We start from the raw sequence: 15,311 nt of genomic DNA, 5'->3' as shown, positions 1-15,311 counted from the left end.
GGGATTTAATCTAATTTTTTGAATACTACACAGGCGTTGTGACCGCCAAATCCAAATGTATTACTCATTCCTACTTTTATATCTCGCTTTTGTGCCTTGTTTAAGGTTAAATTTAATTCTGGATCTATATTCTCGTCTACCGTAGTATGGTTTATGGTTGGAGGTATAACTCCGTTTTCCATCGCCAAAATAACCGAAATCGCTTCAATAGCGCCTGCTGCACCTAATAAGTGCCCAGTCATAGATTTTGTTGAATTAATATTTATGTCTTTAGCGTGACTTCCAAAGATCTCTGAAATTGCCTTTAATTCTGCAACATCTCCTAAAGAGGTTGATGTACCATGTGTATTAATATGGTCTACATCTTCCGGTTTAAGTCCTGCATTTTGCAAGCAATTTTTCATAACCGCTACAACTCCAATTCCATCTGGATGCGGTGCTGTCATGTGGTAAGCATCAGAAGATAAACCTCCTCCAATAAATTCCGCATAAATTTTAGCCCCTCTTGCTTTTGCATGCTCATATTCTTCTAGAATAAGTGCGCCTGCACCTTCGCCTAGAACAAAACCATCACGCGTTCCATCAAATGGACGTGAGGCCGTTTCCGGACTTTCATTTCTAGTTGATAGTGCGTGCATAGCATTAAATCCGCCCATACCTGCAATAGTTACTGCCGCTTCACTTCCGCCTGTAACAACCACATCACAATGCCCTAAACGAATAATGTTTAAAGCATCAAACATAGCGTTAGCCGAAGATGCACATGCAGAAACTGTTGTATAGTTTGGCCCCATAAAACCATGTTTTATAGAGATGTTTGCTGGTGCAATATCCGCAATCATTTTAGGAATAAAGAACGGGTTAAACCTTGGTGTTCCATCTCCTGCAGCAAAGTTTAAAACTTCGTTCTGGAAGGTTTCCAATCCACCAATTCCTGCTCCCCATATAACACCTACTCTTAACTTGTCAACTAAATCTAAATTCAATTTTGAGTCTCCAATGGCTTCATCTGCTGCTACCATAGCATATTGTGCAAACTTATCCATTTTTCGAGCCTCTTTTCTATCAAAAAAATCAGTCGCGTTAAAGTTTTTCAATTCGCAAGCGAATTTCGTTTTAAACTTTTCGGTGTCATAATATGTTATAGGCGCAGCACCGCTTTTACCACTAACTAAACCTTCCCAAAATTCATCTTTGGTATTGCCTATTGGTGTTAAAGCCCCTAATCCTGTGACTACAACTCGCTTTAATTCCATAAAATATTTTGCTTATTTTGCTGCTTCGATGTATGATATAGCTTGACCTACTGTTGCAATGTTTTCAGCTTGATCATCTGGAATTTGGATATCGAATTCTTTTTCAAATTCCATTATTAATTCCACAGTGTCTAAAGAGTCTGCTCCTAAATCGTTTGTGAAGCTAGCTTCAGTTACAACCTCATTTTCGTCTACTCCTAATTTATCAACGATAATAGCTTTTACTCTTGATGCAATGTCTGACATAATTTTTAATTTTTTAATTTTATTAGTTGGCAAAAATAAAAAACTTTATTTTTAAAACACACCTTTACTCTAAAAATGTGTGTGTAATTTACTAAAAAAAGTTTTAAGTATTTCTATTTTACCTTCTTATTGTTAATATTTATTCTTTTTTTTGTTTGAATAATTATTAAACACAATGTCTGTAAATGAAACGAATTGTAATTTTTGCGTCCGGGAGTGGTACTAATGCTGAAAATCTAATTAAGTTTTTTCACAACAGAGAAAATGCTTCTGTTATTCAGATACTAACTAACAATCCTCATGCCAAAGTTTTGGATCGCGCCAAAAAACTTAAGGTTAGTGCACTTTCTTTTAATAAAATTGCGATTTCTCAAACGGAAGACGTTCTTGATATTTTAAAGGCATCAAAGCCCGATTTAATAGTATTGGCGGGCTATTTATGGAAATTTCCCGAAAACATATTAAAAGCCTTTCCTAATAAGGTAATTAATGTGCACCCTGCATTATTACCAAATTACGGCGGAAAAGGGATGTTTGGAATGCATGTTCATAATGCTATTGTTAACAATAAAGAAAAGGAAACTGGAATCACCATTCATTATGTAAATGAACATTATGATGAAGGCGCTATTATTTTTCAAGCGAAATGCGATGTGAATGAAACAGACTCGGCTGATGATGTTGCAGCGAAAATTCATGAATTGGAAATGGAACACTTTCCGAAGGTTATAAATGATATATTGTCGAAATAAATACTAAACTTTAATTTATATAGATTGCCACTTTCGTGGGAATAACCAAACATGTCTAAAAAAAAGAAATACTATACCGTTTGGAAAGGCAAAAAAACAGGCGTTTTTAAAAAATGGAACGACTGTAAAGCACAAATAACCAATTTTGATGGCGCACAATATAAATCCTTTACAACATTAGAAGCAGCAGAAACGGCATTAGAAGGTAATTATTTTGATTACATCGGAAAAAACAAAGGTTTTAAAAGCGAATTAACTCCCGAACAGCTTAGAAAAATAGGGCAACCCAATTATAATTCCATTTCGGTTGATGCTGCTTCTAGCGGAAACCCAGGTATTATGGAATACCGCGGTGTAGATACCAAAACGAAAAAACAACTATTTATTCAAGGCCCCTTTCCGGAAGGCACCAATAATTTAGGTGAATTTCTCGCACTAGTTCACGGTTTAGCTATTCTTAAAAAAAATAACAGCGACCGTATTTTATATACAGATTCGCGCACTGCGATGAGTTGGGTACGCAAAAAAATATGCAATACTAAACTAGAACGTAGCGCCAAGAACAAACCCGTTTTCGATTTGGTAGATCGTGCCATAGATTGGTTGAAAAACAATAGTTACAAAACCGTAATTGTAAAATGGGAAACTAAGGCTTGGGGAGAAATTCCAGCAGATTTTGGACGAAAATAATTGTTTTCAATAAAAAACTTAAAGGACTTCTCTTATTGATAGATTCACAGAATTAATCTATAATAATTAAATTTTCTTGCAATAAACACCCAATAAATTAAGAATTTAAAACACGTAAATTCTAACAATTTATTAGGGAAATGGTGCTTAAAAAAACCATATATTTGCAGAAAATTATCAAGAACTTTCATGGGTAAATTAGTAATAGTTGGCACAGTAGCTTATGATGCTATTGAAACGCCATTCGGTAAAACCGATAAAATTTTAGGTGGCGCTGGTACGTACATCGGCTTATCTGCATCTAATTTTGATGTAGACTCTGCCATTGTATCTATTGTTGGTGGCGATTTTGAACAAAAATATTTAGACTTACTTTCTAGTAAAAATATCGATATTTCGGGTATTGAAATAGTGAAAGAAGGCAAAACATTCTTTTGGAGCGGAAAATATCATAACGATATGAATTCTCGCGACACTTTAGTCACTGAGCTAAATACTTTAGAAGACTTCAATCCTATTGTTCCAGAAAACTATAAGGATGCCGAAGTGGTTATGTTAGGAAACTTACACCCACTCGTCCAATCTAGTGTATTAGATCAAATGACTACTAAACCAAAATTAGTAATTCTAGATACTATGAATTTTTGGATGGATATTGCACTCCAAGATTTACACAATGTAATAAAACGTATTGATGTGATTACCATTAATGATGAAGAAGCACGACAATTAACTGGCGAATACTCGTTAGTTGTTGCAGCGCAAAAAATTCATGAAATGGGACCAAAATATGTGGTTATTAAAAAAGGAGAACATGGCGCATTATTATTTCATAACGAACAAATGTTTTATGCACCAGCTTTACCATTAGCAGAAGTATTTGATCCAACAGGAGCCGGAGACACCTTTGCAGGTGGCTTTGCAGGTTATTTAGCAAAAACAGGCGATGTATCTTTTGAAAACATGAAAAATGCTGTTATTTATGGCTCTGCCCTAGCTTCTTTTTGTGTCGAGAAATTTGGCACAGAACGCATGGAAAATCTATCGCATAGCGAAGTACAACAACGACTGATGCAGTTTAAGCATTTAACGCAATTTGAAATAGAATTAACATAAACTAACGCGCTCAAAATTTGGGCGCGTTTTTAGTTTAACAGATATTGTTATTCTCACAAAGCCTGATAGTTATCAGATGAGAAATTAAAAAATTTATTTTTAAAGTGAACTTAAAGAACAAAGCGAAAACATTTAGACTATGAGTGATGCCCTAAAACACGAATGTGGAATAGCAGTTATTAGACTATTAAAACCGTTAGAATTTTACAAGGAAAAATACGGTAGCGCATTTTATGGCGTAAATAAAATGTATTTAATGATGGAAAAGCAGCACAACCGTGGTCAAGACGGAGCTGGGCTTGCAAGTATTAAATTAGATACAAAACCAGGTGAACGCTACATTAGTAGAGTACGTTCTATTGCTCAGCAACCTATTCAGGACATTTTTGCTCAAATAAACGACCGTGTTAATGCCGAGTTTAAAGCACACCCGGAATATATGAATGATGTGGCTGCGCAAAAAAAGAACCTTCCTTATATTGGCGAAGTGTTACTTGGACATGTGCGTTATGGAACTTTCGGAAAAAACAGTGTCGAAAGTGTACATCCATTTTTAAGACAAAACAACTGGATGCACCGTAACCTTATTATGGCCGGAAACTTTAACATGACTAATGTAAAAGAATTATTCAATAGCTTGATTGAATTAGGGCAACATCCAAAAGAATATACTGACACCATTACTATAATGGAAAAAATTGGTCATTTTCTTGATGATGCAGTTAGTAAAATATATCGTGATTTAAAAAAAGAAGGTTATAATAAACAACAAGCTTCTCCTTTAATTGCTGAACGTTTAAAAGTTGGTAAAATTTTAAAACGTGCTGCTAAAAGTTGGGATGGTGGTTATGCTATGGCTGGACTTATTGGCCATGGTGATGCTTTTGTTTTACGTGATCCAGCAGGAATTCGACCAGCTTACTATTATCAAGATGATGAAATTGTTGTTGTAGCTTCAGAACGTCCAGTAATTCAAACCGTATTTAATGTGAAGTTTGAAGATGTTAAGGAACTAGAACCAGGACAAGCTATTATTATCAAAAAATCTGGAGAATTTAGATTGAAACAAATATTAGAGCCTTTAGAGCGTAAATCTTGTTCATTCGAGCGTATTTATTTCTCAAGAGGTAGTGATGCCGAAATTTATCAAGAACGTAAAATGCTTGGTAGATTACTTATGCCGAAGGTTTTAAAAGCTATTGATAACGATACAAAAAACACGGTATTCTCTTTTATTCCAAATACTGCCGAAACATCGTTTTTCGGGATGATTGAAACTGCAGAAGACTATATTAATAAAAAGAAAACGGATGCTATTTTAAACGGAAAACGCTCTATTTCAGCAGAAGAAGTAACCGAAATTTTATCAGAACGTGCTCGTGTTGAAAAAATAGCAATTAAAGACGTAAAGTTAAGAACGTTTATTACGGAGGATAGCAGTCGTGATGATTTAGTAGCTCATGTTTACGATGTAACTTACGGGGTTATAAAGCCAACCGATAATTTGGTAATTATTGACGATAGTATTGTAAGAGGTACCACTTTAAAGAAAAGTATCTTAAAAATGCTAGATCGTTTAAATCCTAAAAAAATAATTGTTGTATCATCGGCTCCACAAATCCGTTATCCAGATTGTTATGGAATTGATATGGCAAACTTAGAAAGTTTAGTTGCTTTTCAAGCTGCTTTAGCGTTGTTAAAAGACAACAATCAGTATCATATTATCGAAGATGTTTACAAAAAATGTATAGAACAAACTGATTTAAAAGATAAACACGTACAAAACTTTGTAAAAGAAGTTTACGATCCGTTTACAGATGAGCAAATTTCAGATAAAATATCAGAGTTGTTAAGCGACGATAGTATGAAAGCAGAAGTTAAAGTTATTTTCCAATCGGTTGATAATTTACACAAAGCTTGCCCGGAACATTTAGGAGACTGGTATTTTACAGGAGACTACCCAACCAATGGCGGAAATCGTGTAGTTAATCGTGCATTTATCAATTTTTACGAAGGCAATAATGAACGTGCATATTAATTTTTAAATTATCATTTTTCTTAAATTTAATTACGAAAAACGTATTTCATCCTAAAAAAAATGTATTTCATCTAAAATATAACAAATTTACGGCAAATACACATAAATTAGTATCACCATAACATAAGTAGGTTAAGTTCATGGTAGATTTGGGGCAAAAAAAGGCGAACATCTGTTCGCCTTTTTTTATGCACAATATTTTCGTTTCCAATTTATTTTCGATTAAACCCCAACAATAATTAATATAACTCTTAAACCAATATATCAGTAGTTTAACTAAGAAATTTTAGTAACTAAGCATACAAACATATATTTGTCTCACCATAACATAAGTAGGTTAAGTTCATGGTAGATTTGGGGCAAAAAGGTGAACATCTGTTCACCTTTTTCATTTTATAAAATCTCGTGTTTTCTTTAAATAAACTTCAAGTAGAATCAATTCCTTTTAAACCCCCTTATATTCTACTTCCATATAAAATTCTAATGATGCTGTTTCTTTAACTAAACAAATACATTCTACAAATCTTAATCAAGTAACGATCAAGCTAGATTTCATCGCCATATTTTTCCGAAGATAAAATCTATTAAATTTCCGAATAGAAATTATTTAAAAAAAAACCGTCTCCTTTAACAGAAACGGCTTTATAAAATATTATATGTTATTTACTTACTTTGCTTCAGCATAACGTTTTTCAACTTCATTCCAGTTAACAACACTAAAAAATGCTTTAATATAATCTGGACGACGGTTTTGGTAGTTTAAGTAATATGCATGTTCCCAAACATCTAAACCTAAAATTGGAGTTCCTTCACAAGTTACACCAGGCATTAATGGGTTATCTTGGTTTGGCGTAGAACAGATTTCTAGCTTCCCTCCTTTATGAACACATAACCATGCCCAACCAGATCCAAAACGAGTAGCTGCTGCTTTACTGAACTCAGCAATAAATTCATCTTTAGATCCAAAAGTTGCATCTATAGCATCTTTTAATTCTCCAGATAAATATCCTTTATCTTCAGGATTCATTACACTCCAAAATAAAGAGTGGTTAAAAAACCCACCTCCATTATTTCTAACCGCTGCATTATCCATATCTAAATTTGTAAGAATATCTTCAATAGATTTCCCTTCTAAATCGGTTCCTGCAATAGCATTATTTAAATTATTTGTATATCCTTGGTGGTGCTTAGTATGGTGTATTTCCATAGTACGTGCATCCATATGTGGTTCTAAAGCGTCGTAAGCGTACCCTAATTCTGGTAATTCAAAAGCCATAATTTTTATTTTTATTTAATTAATATTTAATTTATTTCAAATCTACACATAAATCAGGTTAATTAAAAATAATAAATTGTTATCAACTCATCGATAGTTTTTATCTTGTATGCAAATTAAAATTCATGCAAAGCAACCAACCTTTTACTATTTACAACGCCTCAGCAGGCAGCGGAAAAACATTCACCCTAGTAAAAGCCTATTTAAAAATCCTATTTAGTTCAAATAAACCTTATTTATTTAAGAATATTTTAGCAATTACTTTTACAAATAAAGCGGTTGCAGAAATGAAAGGCCGCATTATAGATACTTTAAAGGAATTTTCGAGTGAAAAAATCCTGAAATCTGACAATGCCATGTTTTCATCAATTTGTAAAGAATTAGATTTAAAACCAGAACAACTTCATAATAAAGCTATTACACTTTTAGAAAGTATAATACATAATTACGCTGCTTTCGATATTTCTACCATAGATGGTTTTACCCATAAATTGATTAGAACTTTTGCACACGATTTAAAATTACCATTAAATTTTGAGGTCGAATTGGACCAAGATTCTCTATTAAGGGAAGCCGTAGACAGCCTAATTTCTAAAGCAGGAACCGATGATATACTTACCAAGGTATTGGTGGATTTTGCTATTGAAAAGGCAGACGACGATAAAAGTTACGATGTAGCTTTCGATTTTAATAAAATAGCCAAACTATTAGTTAATGAAAACGATATCCCTTTTTTTGAAAAAATAAAAGATAAAACTTTAGAAGATTTTAAAACACTGAAAAATCAGCTAAAAAAAGATATCATACAAGAAGAAGCCTTTATTGCAGAAAAAGCAAAACAATTTTTAGTACAGCTTGAAGCATCTGGACTAGAATTTAAAGATTTTACTAGCGGATATTTACCAAAACATTTTGAAAAACTAGCCAACAACAATCTAAATGTCGCCTTTGGGAATAAGTGGCAAGAAAATCTTGAAAACGGCACATTGTACCCAAAACGAGTTACGGCAGAAATAGCCGGAATTATTGATAGTTTACAACCACAGATAAACCTCGTTTTCAACATAACTAAGCAAGCGGTATTTAACCATAAGTTTTTGAAAGCTTTTTATAAAAACATCACGCCACTATCTGTTTTAAATGCTATAAACACAGAACTTACTTTACTTAAAGAGGATCAAAACAAAATGCTGATTTCAGAATTTAATAGCATTATTAGCAAAGAAATTAAAAACCAACCTACACCCTTTATTTATGAGCGTATTGGTGAAAAGTTTAATCATTATTTTATTGATGAATTTCAAGATACTTCCGAAAGCCAATGGAGTAATTTAATTCCGTTACTCGAAAACTCAGTAGCCTCCGAAAACGGTAGCACCATGATAGTTGGCGATGCAAAGCAAGCTATTTACAGATGGCGTGGTGGTAAAGCAGAACAATTTATAGATTTGTTTAACAAAAAAAGTCATCCCTTTCCAATCGAACAACTGGTAGACAATTTACCAGACAATTACCGAAGCTTCAAAGAAATTGTTGATTTCAATAATAGTTTTTTTAAGTTTCTTTCGAGTCAAATTTTTAAAAAAGAAGATTATAAAGATTTATATGAAAACGCAAGTCAAAACATAAAAAAAGATCAAACAGGTTATGTTGAAATCTCTTTTCTAGATTTTGAAAAAGAAGATGATAAAGACGAAGTTTTCCCAAAAAAAGTACACGAAAACATAAAAAACTGCTTAGTAAACGGTTATAAACTAGAAGACATCTGCGTTTTAGTTAGAAAGAAAAAAGAAGGTGTAGCAGTTGCAAATTATTTAAGTCAGCAAAATATCCCGATTATATCATCGGAAACTTTACTAATCAACAATGCTCCTGAAGTGGTTTTTACAAATGCCGTTTTAGGCTATTTAATGCAGCCTAAAAATGATGAGCTTAAAATGGAGGTTTTGGATTATTTAGCGACGCTTTTTAATATTGAAGACAAACATGGCTTCTTCGCAAATCATATTACGCTTAATATTTCAGATTTTTTCAAGAGCTTTGAAGCCTTCAATATTTCAATAAATAGTGAAACTTTACTACAATTACCGCTTTATGATTTAGCTGAAACTATTGTTAGAAGTTTCAATTTAGTAAAAACATCAAACGCTTATGTGCAGTTTTATTTAGATATTGTTTTAGACTTTTCACAGAAAAAAGGATCGGATATTTCGGCCTTTGTAGAATATTTCGACAAGAAAAAGGAAAACCTGAGTATTATTTCCCCGAAAGGGCAAGATGCTGTGCAAATAATGACCATACATAAATCTAAAGGTCTAGAATTTCCGGTAGTTATCTTTCCGTATGCAGATATGGATATTTACCGAGAAATAGAACCTAAAGAATGGTTGGAAATTGATAAAGAAAAATATAATGGGTTTTCGCATACGCTTTTAAATTTCAATAAAGATTTTGAGTTCTTTGGAAAACAAGGCCAGCAAATATTTGAGAACCATAAAGCAGAGCAAGAATTGGATAATATTAATTTGCTTTACGTTGCACTTACACGCCCAGTAGAACAACTATATATTATATCGAAAAACGATAGCGCTTTGAAAGAAGAGGCAAAATCTAAAAAATATTCCGGCTTACTTATCAATTATTTACAACATTGCAATCTTTGGAACGATAGTGAATTGATTTACAGTTTTGGCGACATTACAAAAACATCAAAGGAAACTTCAACTTCAAAAGAAACTAATATTCAACACGAATTTATTTCAACCTCAAAAGAACATCACAACATAAAAGTTATTACCAAATCTGGTTTTCTTTGGGATACCAACCAAGAGGAAGCAATTGAAAAAGGGAATTTAATACATGATATTATGTCGCACATTGAAACAAAAGATGATGTTGATAGTGTTATTAAGGATTTTGTTTCATCGTCCACTATAAATCAAGAGCAAGCTTTTGAACTTAAACCGCTAGTTTTTGAAATCGTAAATCACAAAAAACTCGCTACATTTTTCACAAAAAGCAATACCATATATAATGAGCGAGACATTATAACGAAAGAAGGTGTTATTTTACGTCCAGACCGCGTAGTTGTAAATGCAAATAAAGAAGCCGTAATTTTAGACTACAAAACTGGTATTGAAGACAAAAAACATGAACAACAACTTCAGGTTTATCAAGATATTTTAGAAAGCATGAATTTCTCTGTTAAACAGAAATTCCTTGTATATATTAACCAAGAAATTAATATTAAAGAACTTTATTTTTAGAAAAACTGTTAAATTACACATGAATTAAGGGTGTTAAATTGTTAAAAATAGCAGCACACTTAATCTAAATGTAATTTCTTACAAATAAAAATATTTTATTCTTAAAAAAGACAATAACGCCTTCTTTTGTTGCAAATTCTAAACGCTTAACTGTCTCAAACTATCTCATTTTGCTGAAAAAAAGCAAAATTCACTGCTTTTTTTTATAAAACTTTAAAAAAGTAAAATTTGAATGATTAAACACTCCAAAACAAGGCGAGACAATGTTAATACGGCAACGACACGTTATACATAACTGTTAAATTTGATAAAAAAAGACTTGAACAATCGACGAAATACACGTGTCTAAATATTTTTTATATATTTGTCTTTGTTAATAAGATATAACAACTTACTTTTGTTCACAATTAACACTTAAAATTTAAAATTTTGAATATGAAAAATCTTAGCAGATTATTGTTCGCTATGTTGCTTGTACTATGTTATAGCAACGCTAATGCGCAAGACAAAAACAACCCTTGGCAAATCACCATTGGTGTAAACGCAGTTGATGCTTATCCTTCTGGAGACGGTAGTCTTTTTACTGGAGGTGGTTTCGCGAGTGACTCTTTCGCAGATGAGTTCGCTAATGCTTCTGATCACTGGAACATTTTACCTTCTTTATCTACTATTTCGGTATCTAAATATTTAAGCGATGGTTTCTCATTTGGAGTTACTGGTTCTTTAAATAAAATTGAAAAATGGGGAGATATTAGTTCTGACCCAGATGTAGAAAATAGCGTTGATGATTTATCATACTACGGTGTTGATGGTACAATTAAATATAACTTTTTAGAAAACACTACAATTGATCCTTTCGCAGGAATTGGTGGTGGATACACTTGGATTGATGAAATTGGTGCTGGTACTTTAAATGGTACTATCGGTTTAAACGTTTGGTTTAACGATAACATCGGTTTAACAGTTCAAACATCTTACAAACATGCGTTTGAAGATTACTTAGATTCTCATTTCCAACATTCTGCTGGTATCTCTATCAAATTTGGTGGAACTGATACTGACGGTGATGGTATATTTGATAAAGATGATGCTTGTCCAGATGTTGCTGGTTTAGAAGCTTTCAACGGTTGTCCTGATACTGACGGTGATGGTATCGAAGATAGTAAAGATGATTGTCCAAACGAAGCAGGTACTGCTGAATTTAACGGTTGTCCTGATTCTGACGGTGACGGTGTTGCTGATAAAGATGATAACTGCCCAACTGTTGCAGGTTTAAAATCTTTAGGTGGATGTCCTGATGCTGACGGTGACGGTGTTACTGATGCTGATGATAAATGTCCAGATGTTGCAGGTCCTGCAGCTAACAAAGGATGTCCTTACACTGATACTGATGGTGATGGTGTTTTAGACAAAGATGATAAATGTCCTGAAGTAAAAGGTACTGTTGCAAATAATGGTTGCCCAGAAGTTACTGCTGCTGTTCAAAAACAATTGAATGAGTATGCTAAAACTATCTTATTTGATACTGGTAAATCTTCAATCAAAGCACAATCTTCTGCTGTATTGACTGATATCATCAATATCTTAAAAGAATACCCAACTTCTAAATTTACAGTTGAAGGTCATACTGATAGTGTTGGTAGCGATAAATTAAACCAAAGATTATCTGATTCTAGAGCTAATTCTGTAAAAGAATACTTAATTCAAAACGGTATCGATGCATTTAGATTATCTGCACTTGGTTATGGTGAATCTAAACCAATCGACTCTAACAAAACTAGAGCTGGTAGAGCAAATAACAGACGTGTTGAAATTAACTTAGCTAAGTAATTAGATATAGTTAACTTTAAATAAAATAAGTTTACAAAAAACGCTTCGGATATCCGAAGCGTTTTTTATTTTTATAAAATGATAACAACTTTCATTTTTGATGTTTTAAACGATTTAAAAAAGAACAACTACAACCTTTCTGAAATCACTTTTGTTTTACCGAGTAAAAGAGCCGGTCTCTTTTTAAAACATCAATTAGTCCATGTTATACAAGAAACTATATTCGTTCCAGATATCATTAGTATCGAAGAGTTTGTTGAAGATTTATCTGGACTTAAAACCACATCGAATACCGAGTTACTTTTCAAATTCTACAATAGCTATTTAGCACTTACTAATAAGGAAGATCAAGATAGTTTTGAATCCTTTTCTAAATGGGCCCAAATATTACTTCAAGATTTTAATGAAATAGATCGTTACCTGATACCACAGGAAAACATATTTAACTATTTAAGCGATATTCAAGAATTGACACATTGGTCGGTAGAAGCGAACCAAACAGACTTTGTTAAAAAATATTTACAGTTCTGGAATAAACTTTATAAATACTACACCCACTTTACCAAACAACTTTTAGATAAAGAGATTGGCTATCAAGGTTTAATTTACCGTAAAGCTGCAGAAAACTGTGATACATACATAAATAACAACTCAAATAAACATCACGTTTTTTTAGGTTTTAACGCGTTAAACACAGCTGAGGAGACCATTATACAAAAACTATTAAAAAGTAGCTTAGCGAAGGTTTATTGGGATATTGATAGCGTGTTTATCAATAATCCAAAACACGATGCAGCACTTTTTACAAGACAACATAAAAAAAATTGGAAATACTTTGAAAAAGAACCCTTCGAGTGGATTACCGAGAACTATTCAAAAGAAAAAAACATAAATATTTATGGTGTTCCAAAAAATATCGGGCAAGCTAAATATATTGGTACACTTTTAAAAAACATTGAAGCCGAAACTAAATCGTTACAAAGCACCGCGGTAGTTTTAGGAGATGAAAACTTATTAATTCCCGTATTAAATTCAATACCACCAGCAGTAGATGCGCTCAATATTACAATGGGATTCCCGTTAAAATCAATTCCACTAGCATCACTATTCGAAAGTTTATTTCACATTCATAAAAGCTCTGGCAACACTTTTTATTTTAAAGATATTGTAACGGTGTTATCTCATCAGTTTATTCGTCCATTATTCTATATTGATAACGTTGATTATGCAGCTAAAATAATTGAAACTATAGATTCCAATAACTTAGTTTATCTTACAGTTTCACGTTTAAAAGAGATAAAGAACCCATCGAATGATATCTTAGATTTATTGTTTTCTAACTGGAATATATCCATAGATTTAGCATTAAAAAACTCTAGCCAAATTATTTCAAAAATAAAAAATCATTTAGATGAAAACAAAGAAGCGAATTTACTCTCGCTAGAATACTTGTTTCGCTTTAATGAATTATTTAATTCCCTTTCTTTGTTAAATTCAGAATATCACCACATTAAAGATATTTCGACCTTATTTGGTGTTTACAAAGAATTACTAAGCTCTGAAACACTAGATTTCCAAGGCGAACCTCTACAGGGTTTACAAATTATGGGTATGTTAGAGTCTCGGGTGTTAGATTTTGAAACTGTAATTATCTCATCGGTTAACGAAGGTATATTACCATCAGGAAAAAGTAACAATTCATTTATTCCATTTGATGTTAAGATAGAAAATAAACTACCCACTTATAAAGAAAAAGATGCGGTTTACACCTATCACTTTTATCGTTTACTACAGCGTGCTAAAAATGTCTATATACTTTACAACACAGAAGCTGATGCACTTACTGGTGGTGAAAAAAGCCGTTTTATAACTCAACTAGAGCTAGAAAATATACATAACATTCACCACGAAATAATAGCGCCACACGTACCGGTAATTTCTCCCGAATTAAAGGTTGTAGCCAAAACTGAAGATTCCCAAAATAGATTAAAAGAAATAGCTGCAAAAGGTTTTTCCCCTTCTTCCCTTACTAATTATATAAGGAATCCGATGGATTTTTATTATCAGAAAATTTTAAAAATCAAAGAACACGACGAAGTTGAAGAAACAGTTGCAGCCAACACATTAGGAACCGTTGTACACAATACCCTCGAAGATTTTTACAAACCTTTGGTAAATACATTTTTATCGGTTGAAACTATTAAGAAATTAAAAACAAAAATTAACGAAAAAGTAACCTTTCATTTTAAAAACGAATTTAAAGAAGGAGATATCACTAAAGGTAAAAACCTGATTATTTATGAAATTGCAAAGCGTTATGTTTCAAACTTTTTAGATTTAGAAATTGAAGATTTAAAAGCAGGGAACAAAATAAAAATAATAGCCATAGAATCTAATAACAAGGTTTTAATAAAAATTCCAGAACTAGATTTCCCTGTTAACTTAACAGGAAAAGTGGATCGTGTAGACGAATATAACGGCGTTACCAGAATTGTAGATTACAAAACAGGACGAGTTGACACCAATAAAGTTGAAATTGTAAATTGGGAAGATATCACGACAGATTACACTAAATACAGCAAAAGTTTCCAGGTTTTAACCTATGCCTATATGATGTTACTTTCTAATGAAATTACACTTCCTGTTGAAGCCGGTATTATTTCATTTAAAAACTTGAAAGCTGGATTTTTAAAGTTTTCTAAAAAAGATAAGTCAGGAAATGGCGCTATAAAAGATGCATTAATTACTCAAGAAACACTCGATAATTTCTATGTTGAATTAAAAACTTTAATTTTAGAAATATGCAATCCAAATATTCCATTCACCGAAAAAGAAGTTTAA

At 32.5% G+C, this 15,311-nt stretch carries 10 protein-coding genes; 7 read left to right on the top strand and 3 right to left on the bottom strand.

Annotated features, from left to right (window positions below; translation table 11 throughout):
* Positions 1-5: 5 nt before the first annotated feature.
* Positions 6-1,256: a beta-ketoacyl-ACP synthase II gene (gene fabF / locus M4I23_RS02985; protein ID WP_158846695.1), complete on the bottom strand. Its 1,251-nt coding sequence runs from the start codon at positions 1,254-1,256 to the stop codon at positions 6-8.
* A 12-nt stretch (positions 1,257-1,268) separates the two neighbouring features.
* Positions 1,269-1,502: an acyl carrier protein gene (locus tag M4I23_RS02980; protein WP_007647141.1), complete on the bottom strand. Its 234-nt coding sequence runs from the start codon at positions 1,500-1,502 to the stop codon at positions 1,269-1,271.
* Between the two features lie 185 nt (positions 1,503-1,687).
* Here M4I23_RS02980 and M4I23_RS02975 point away from each other — a divergent pair, with 185 nt between their 5' ends.
* The 4 genes from M4I23_RS02975 (at position 1,688) to M4I23_RS02960 (ending at position 6,098) form a co-directional block, all read left to right on the top strand.
* Positions 1,688-2,254: a phosphoribosylglycinamide formyltransferase gene (locus M4I23_RS02975; protein ID WP_249753408.1), complete on the top strand. Its 567-nt coding sequence runs from the start codon at positions 1,688-1,690 to the stop codon at positions 2,252-2,254.
* A 51-nt stretch (positions 2,255-2,305) separates the two neighbouring features.
* A complete protein-coding gene (locus M4I23_RS02970; protein ID WP_249753407.1) occupies positions 2,306-2,944 on the top strand; it encodes a viroplasmin family protein in 639 nt (212 codons plus the stop codon).
* 189 nt (positions 2,945-3,133) lie between these two features.
* Positions 3,134-4,060, top strand: a complete 927-nt coding sequence (locus tag M4I23_RS02965; RefSeq protein WP_158846689.1) for a PfkB family carbohydrate kinase — start codon at positions 3,134-3,136, stop codon at positions 4,058-4,060.
* Between the two features lie 139 nt (positions 4,061-4,199).
* Entirely contained in the window at positions 4,200-6,098 is a 1,899-nt protein-coding gene (locus M4I23_RS02960) for an amidophosphoribosyltransferase (protein WP_249753406.1), read from the top strand.
* A 667-nt stretch (positions 6,099-6,765) separates the two neighbouring features.
* On the opposite strand, the gene M4I23_RS02955 is transcribed toward M4I23_RS02960, so the two are convergent.
* Positions 6,766-7,374: a superoxide dismutase gene (locus M4I23_RS02955; RefSeq protein WP_249753405.1), complete on the bottom strand. Its 609-nt coding sequence runs from the start codon at positions 7,372-7,374 to the stop codon at positions 6,766-6,768.
* 125 nt (positions 7,375-7,499) lie between these two features.
* On the opposite strand from M4I23_RS02955, the gene M4I23_RS02950 reads away from it, so the two are divergent.
* The 3 genes from M4I23_RS02950 to M4I23_RS02940 all read left to right on the top strand — a co-directional run bounded on the left by M4I23_RS02950 (position 7,500) and on the right by M4I23_RS02940 (position 15,311).
* Positions 7,500-10,640, top strand: a complete 3,141-nt coding sequence (locus M4I23_RS02950) for an exodeoxyribonuclease V subunit beta (RefSeq protein WP_249753404.1) — start codon at positions 7,500-7,502, stop codon at positions 10,638-10,640.
* A 435-nt stretch (positions 10,641-11,075) separates the two neighbouring features.
* The gene (locus M4I23_RS02945; RefSeq protein WP_249753403.1) at positions 11,076-12,470 is read left to right on the top strand and encodes an OmpA family protein; all 1,395 of its coding nucleotides are present in this window, start codon (positions 11,076-11,078) and stop codon (positions 12,468-12,470) included.
* A gap of 81 nt (positions 12,471-12,551) precedes the next feature.
* On the top strand, positions 12,552-15,311 hold the full coding sequence (locus tag M4I23_RS02940; protein ID WP_249753595.1) for a PD-(D/E)XK nuclease family protein: 2,760 nt from the start codon (positions 12,552-12,554) through the stop codon (positions 15,309-15,311).

This window comes from Algibacter sp. L4_22 (assembly GCF_023473045.1).
Taxonomy (GTDB): domain Bacteria; phylum Bacteroidota; class Bacteroidia; order Flavobacteriales; family Flavobacteriaceae; genus Algibacter.
Note: the sequence above shows the minus strand (reverse complement) of the source record. Positions and strands in the feature narration are given on the sequence as shown.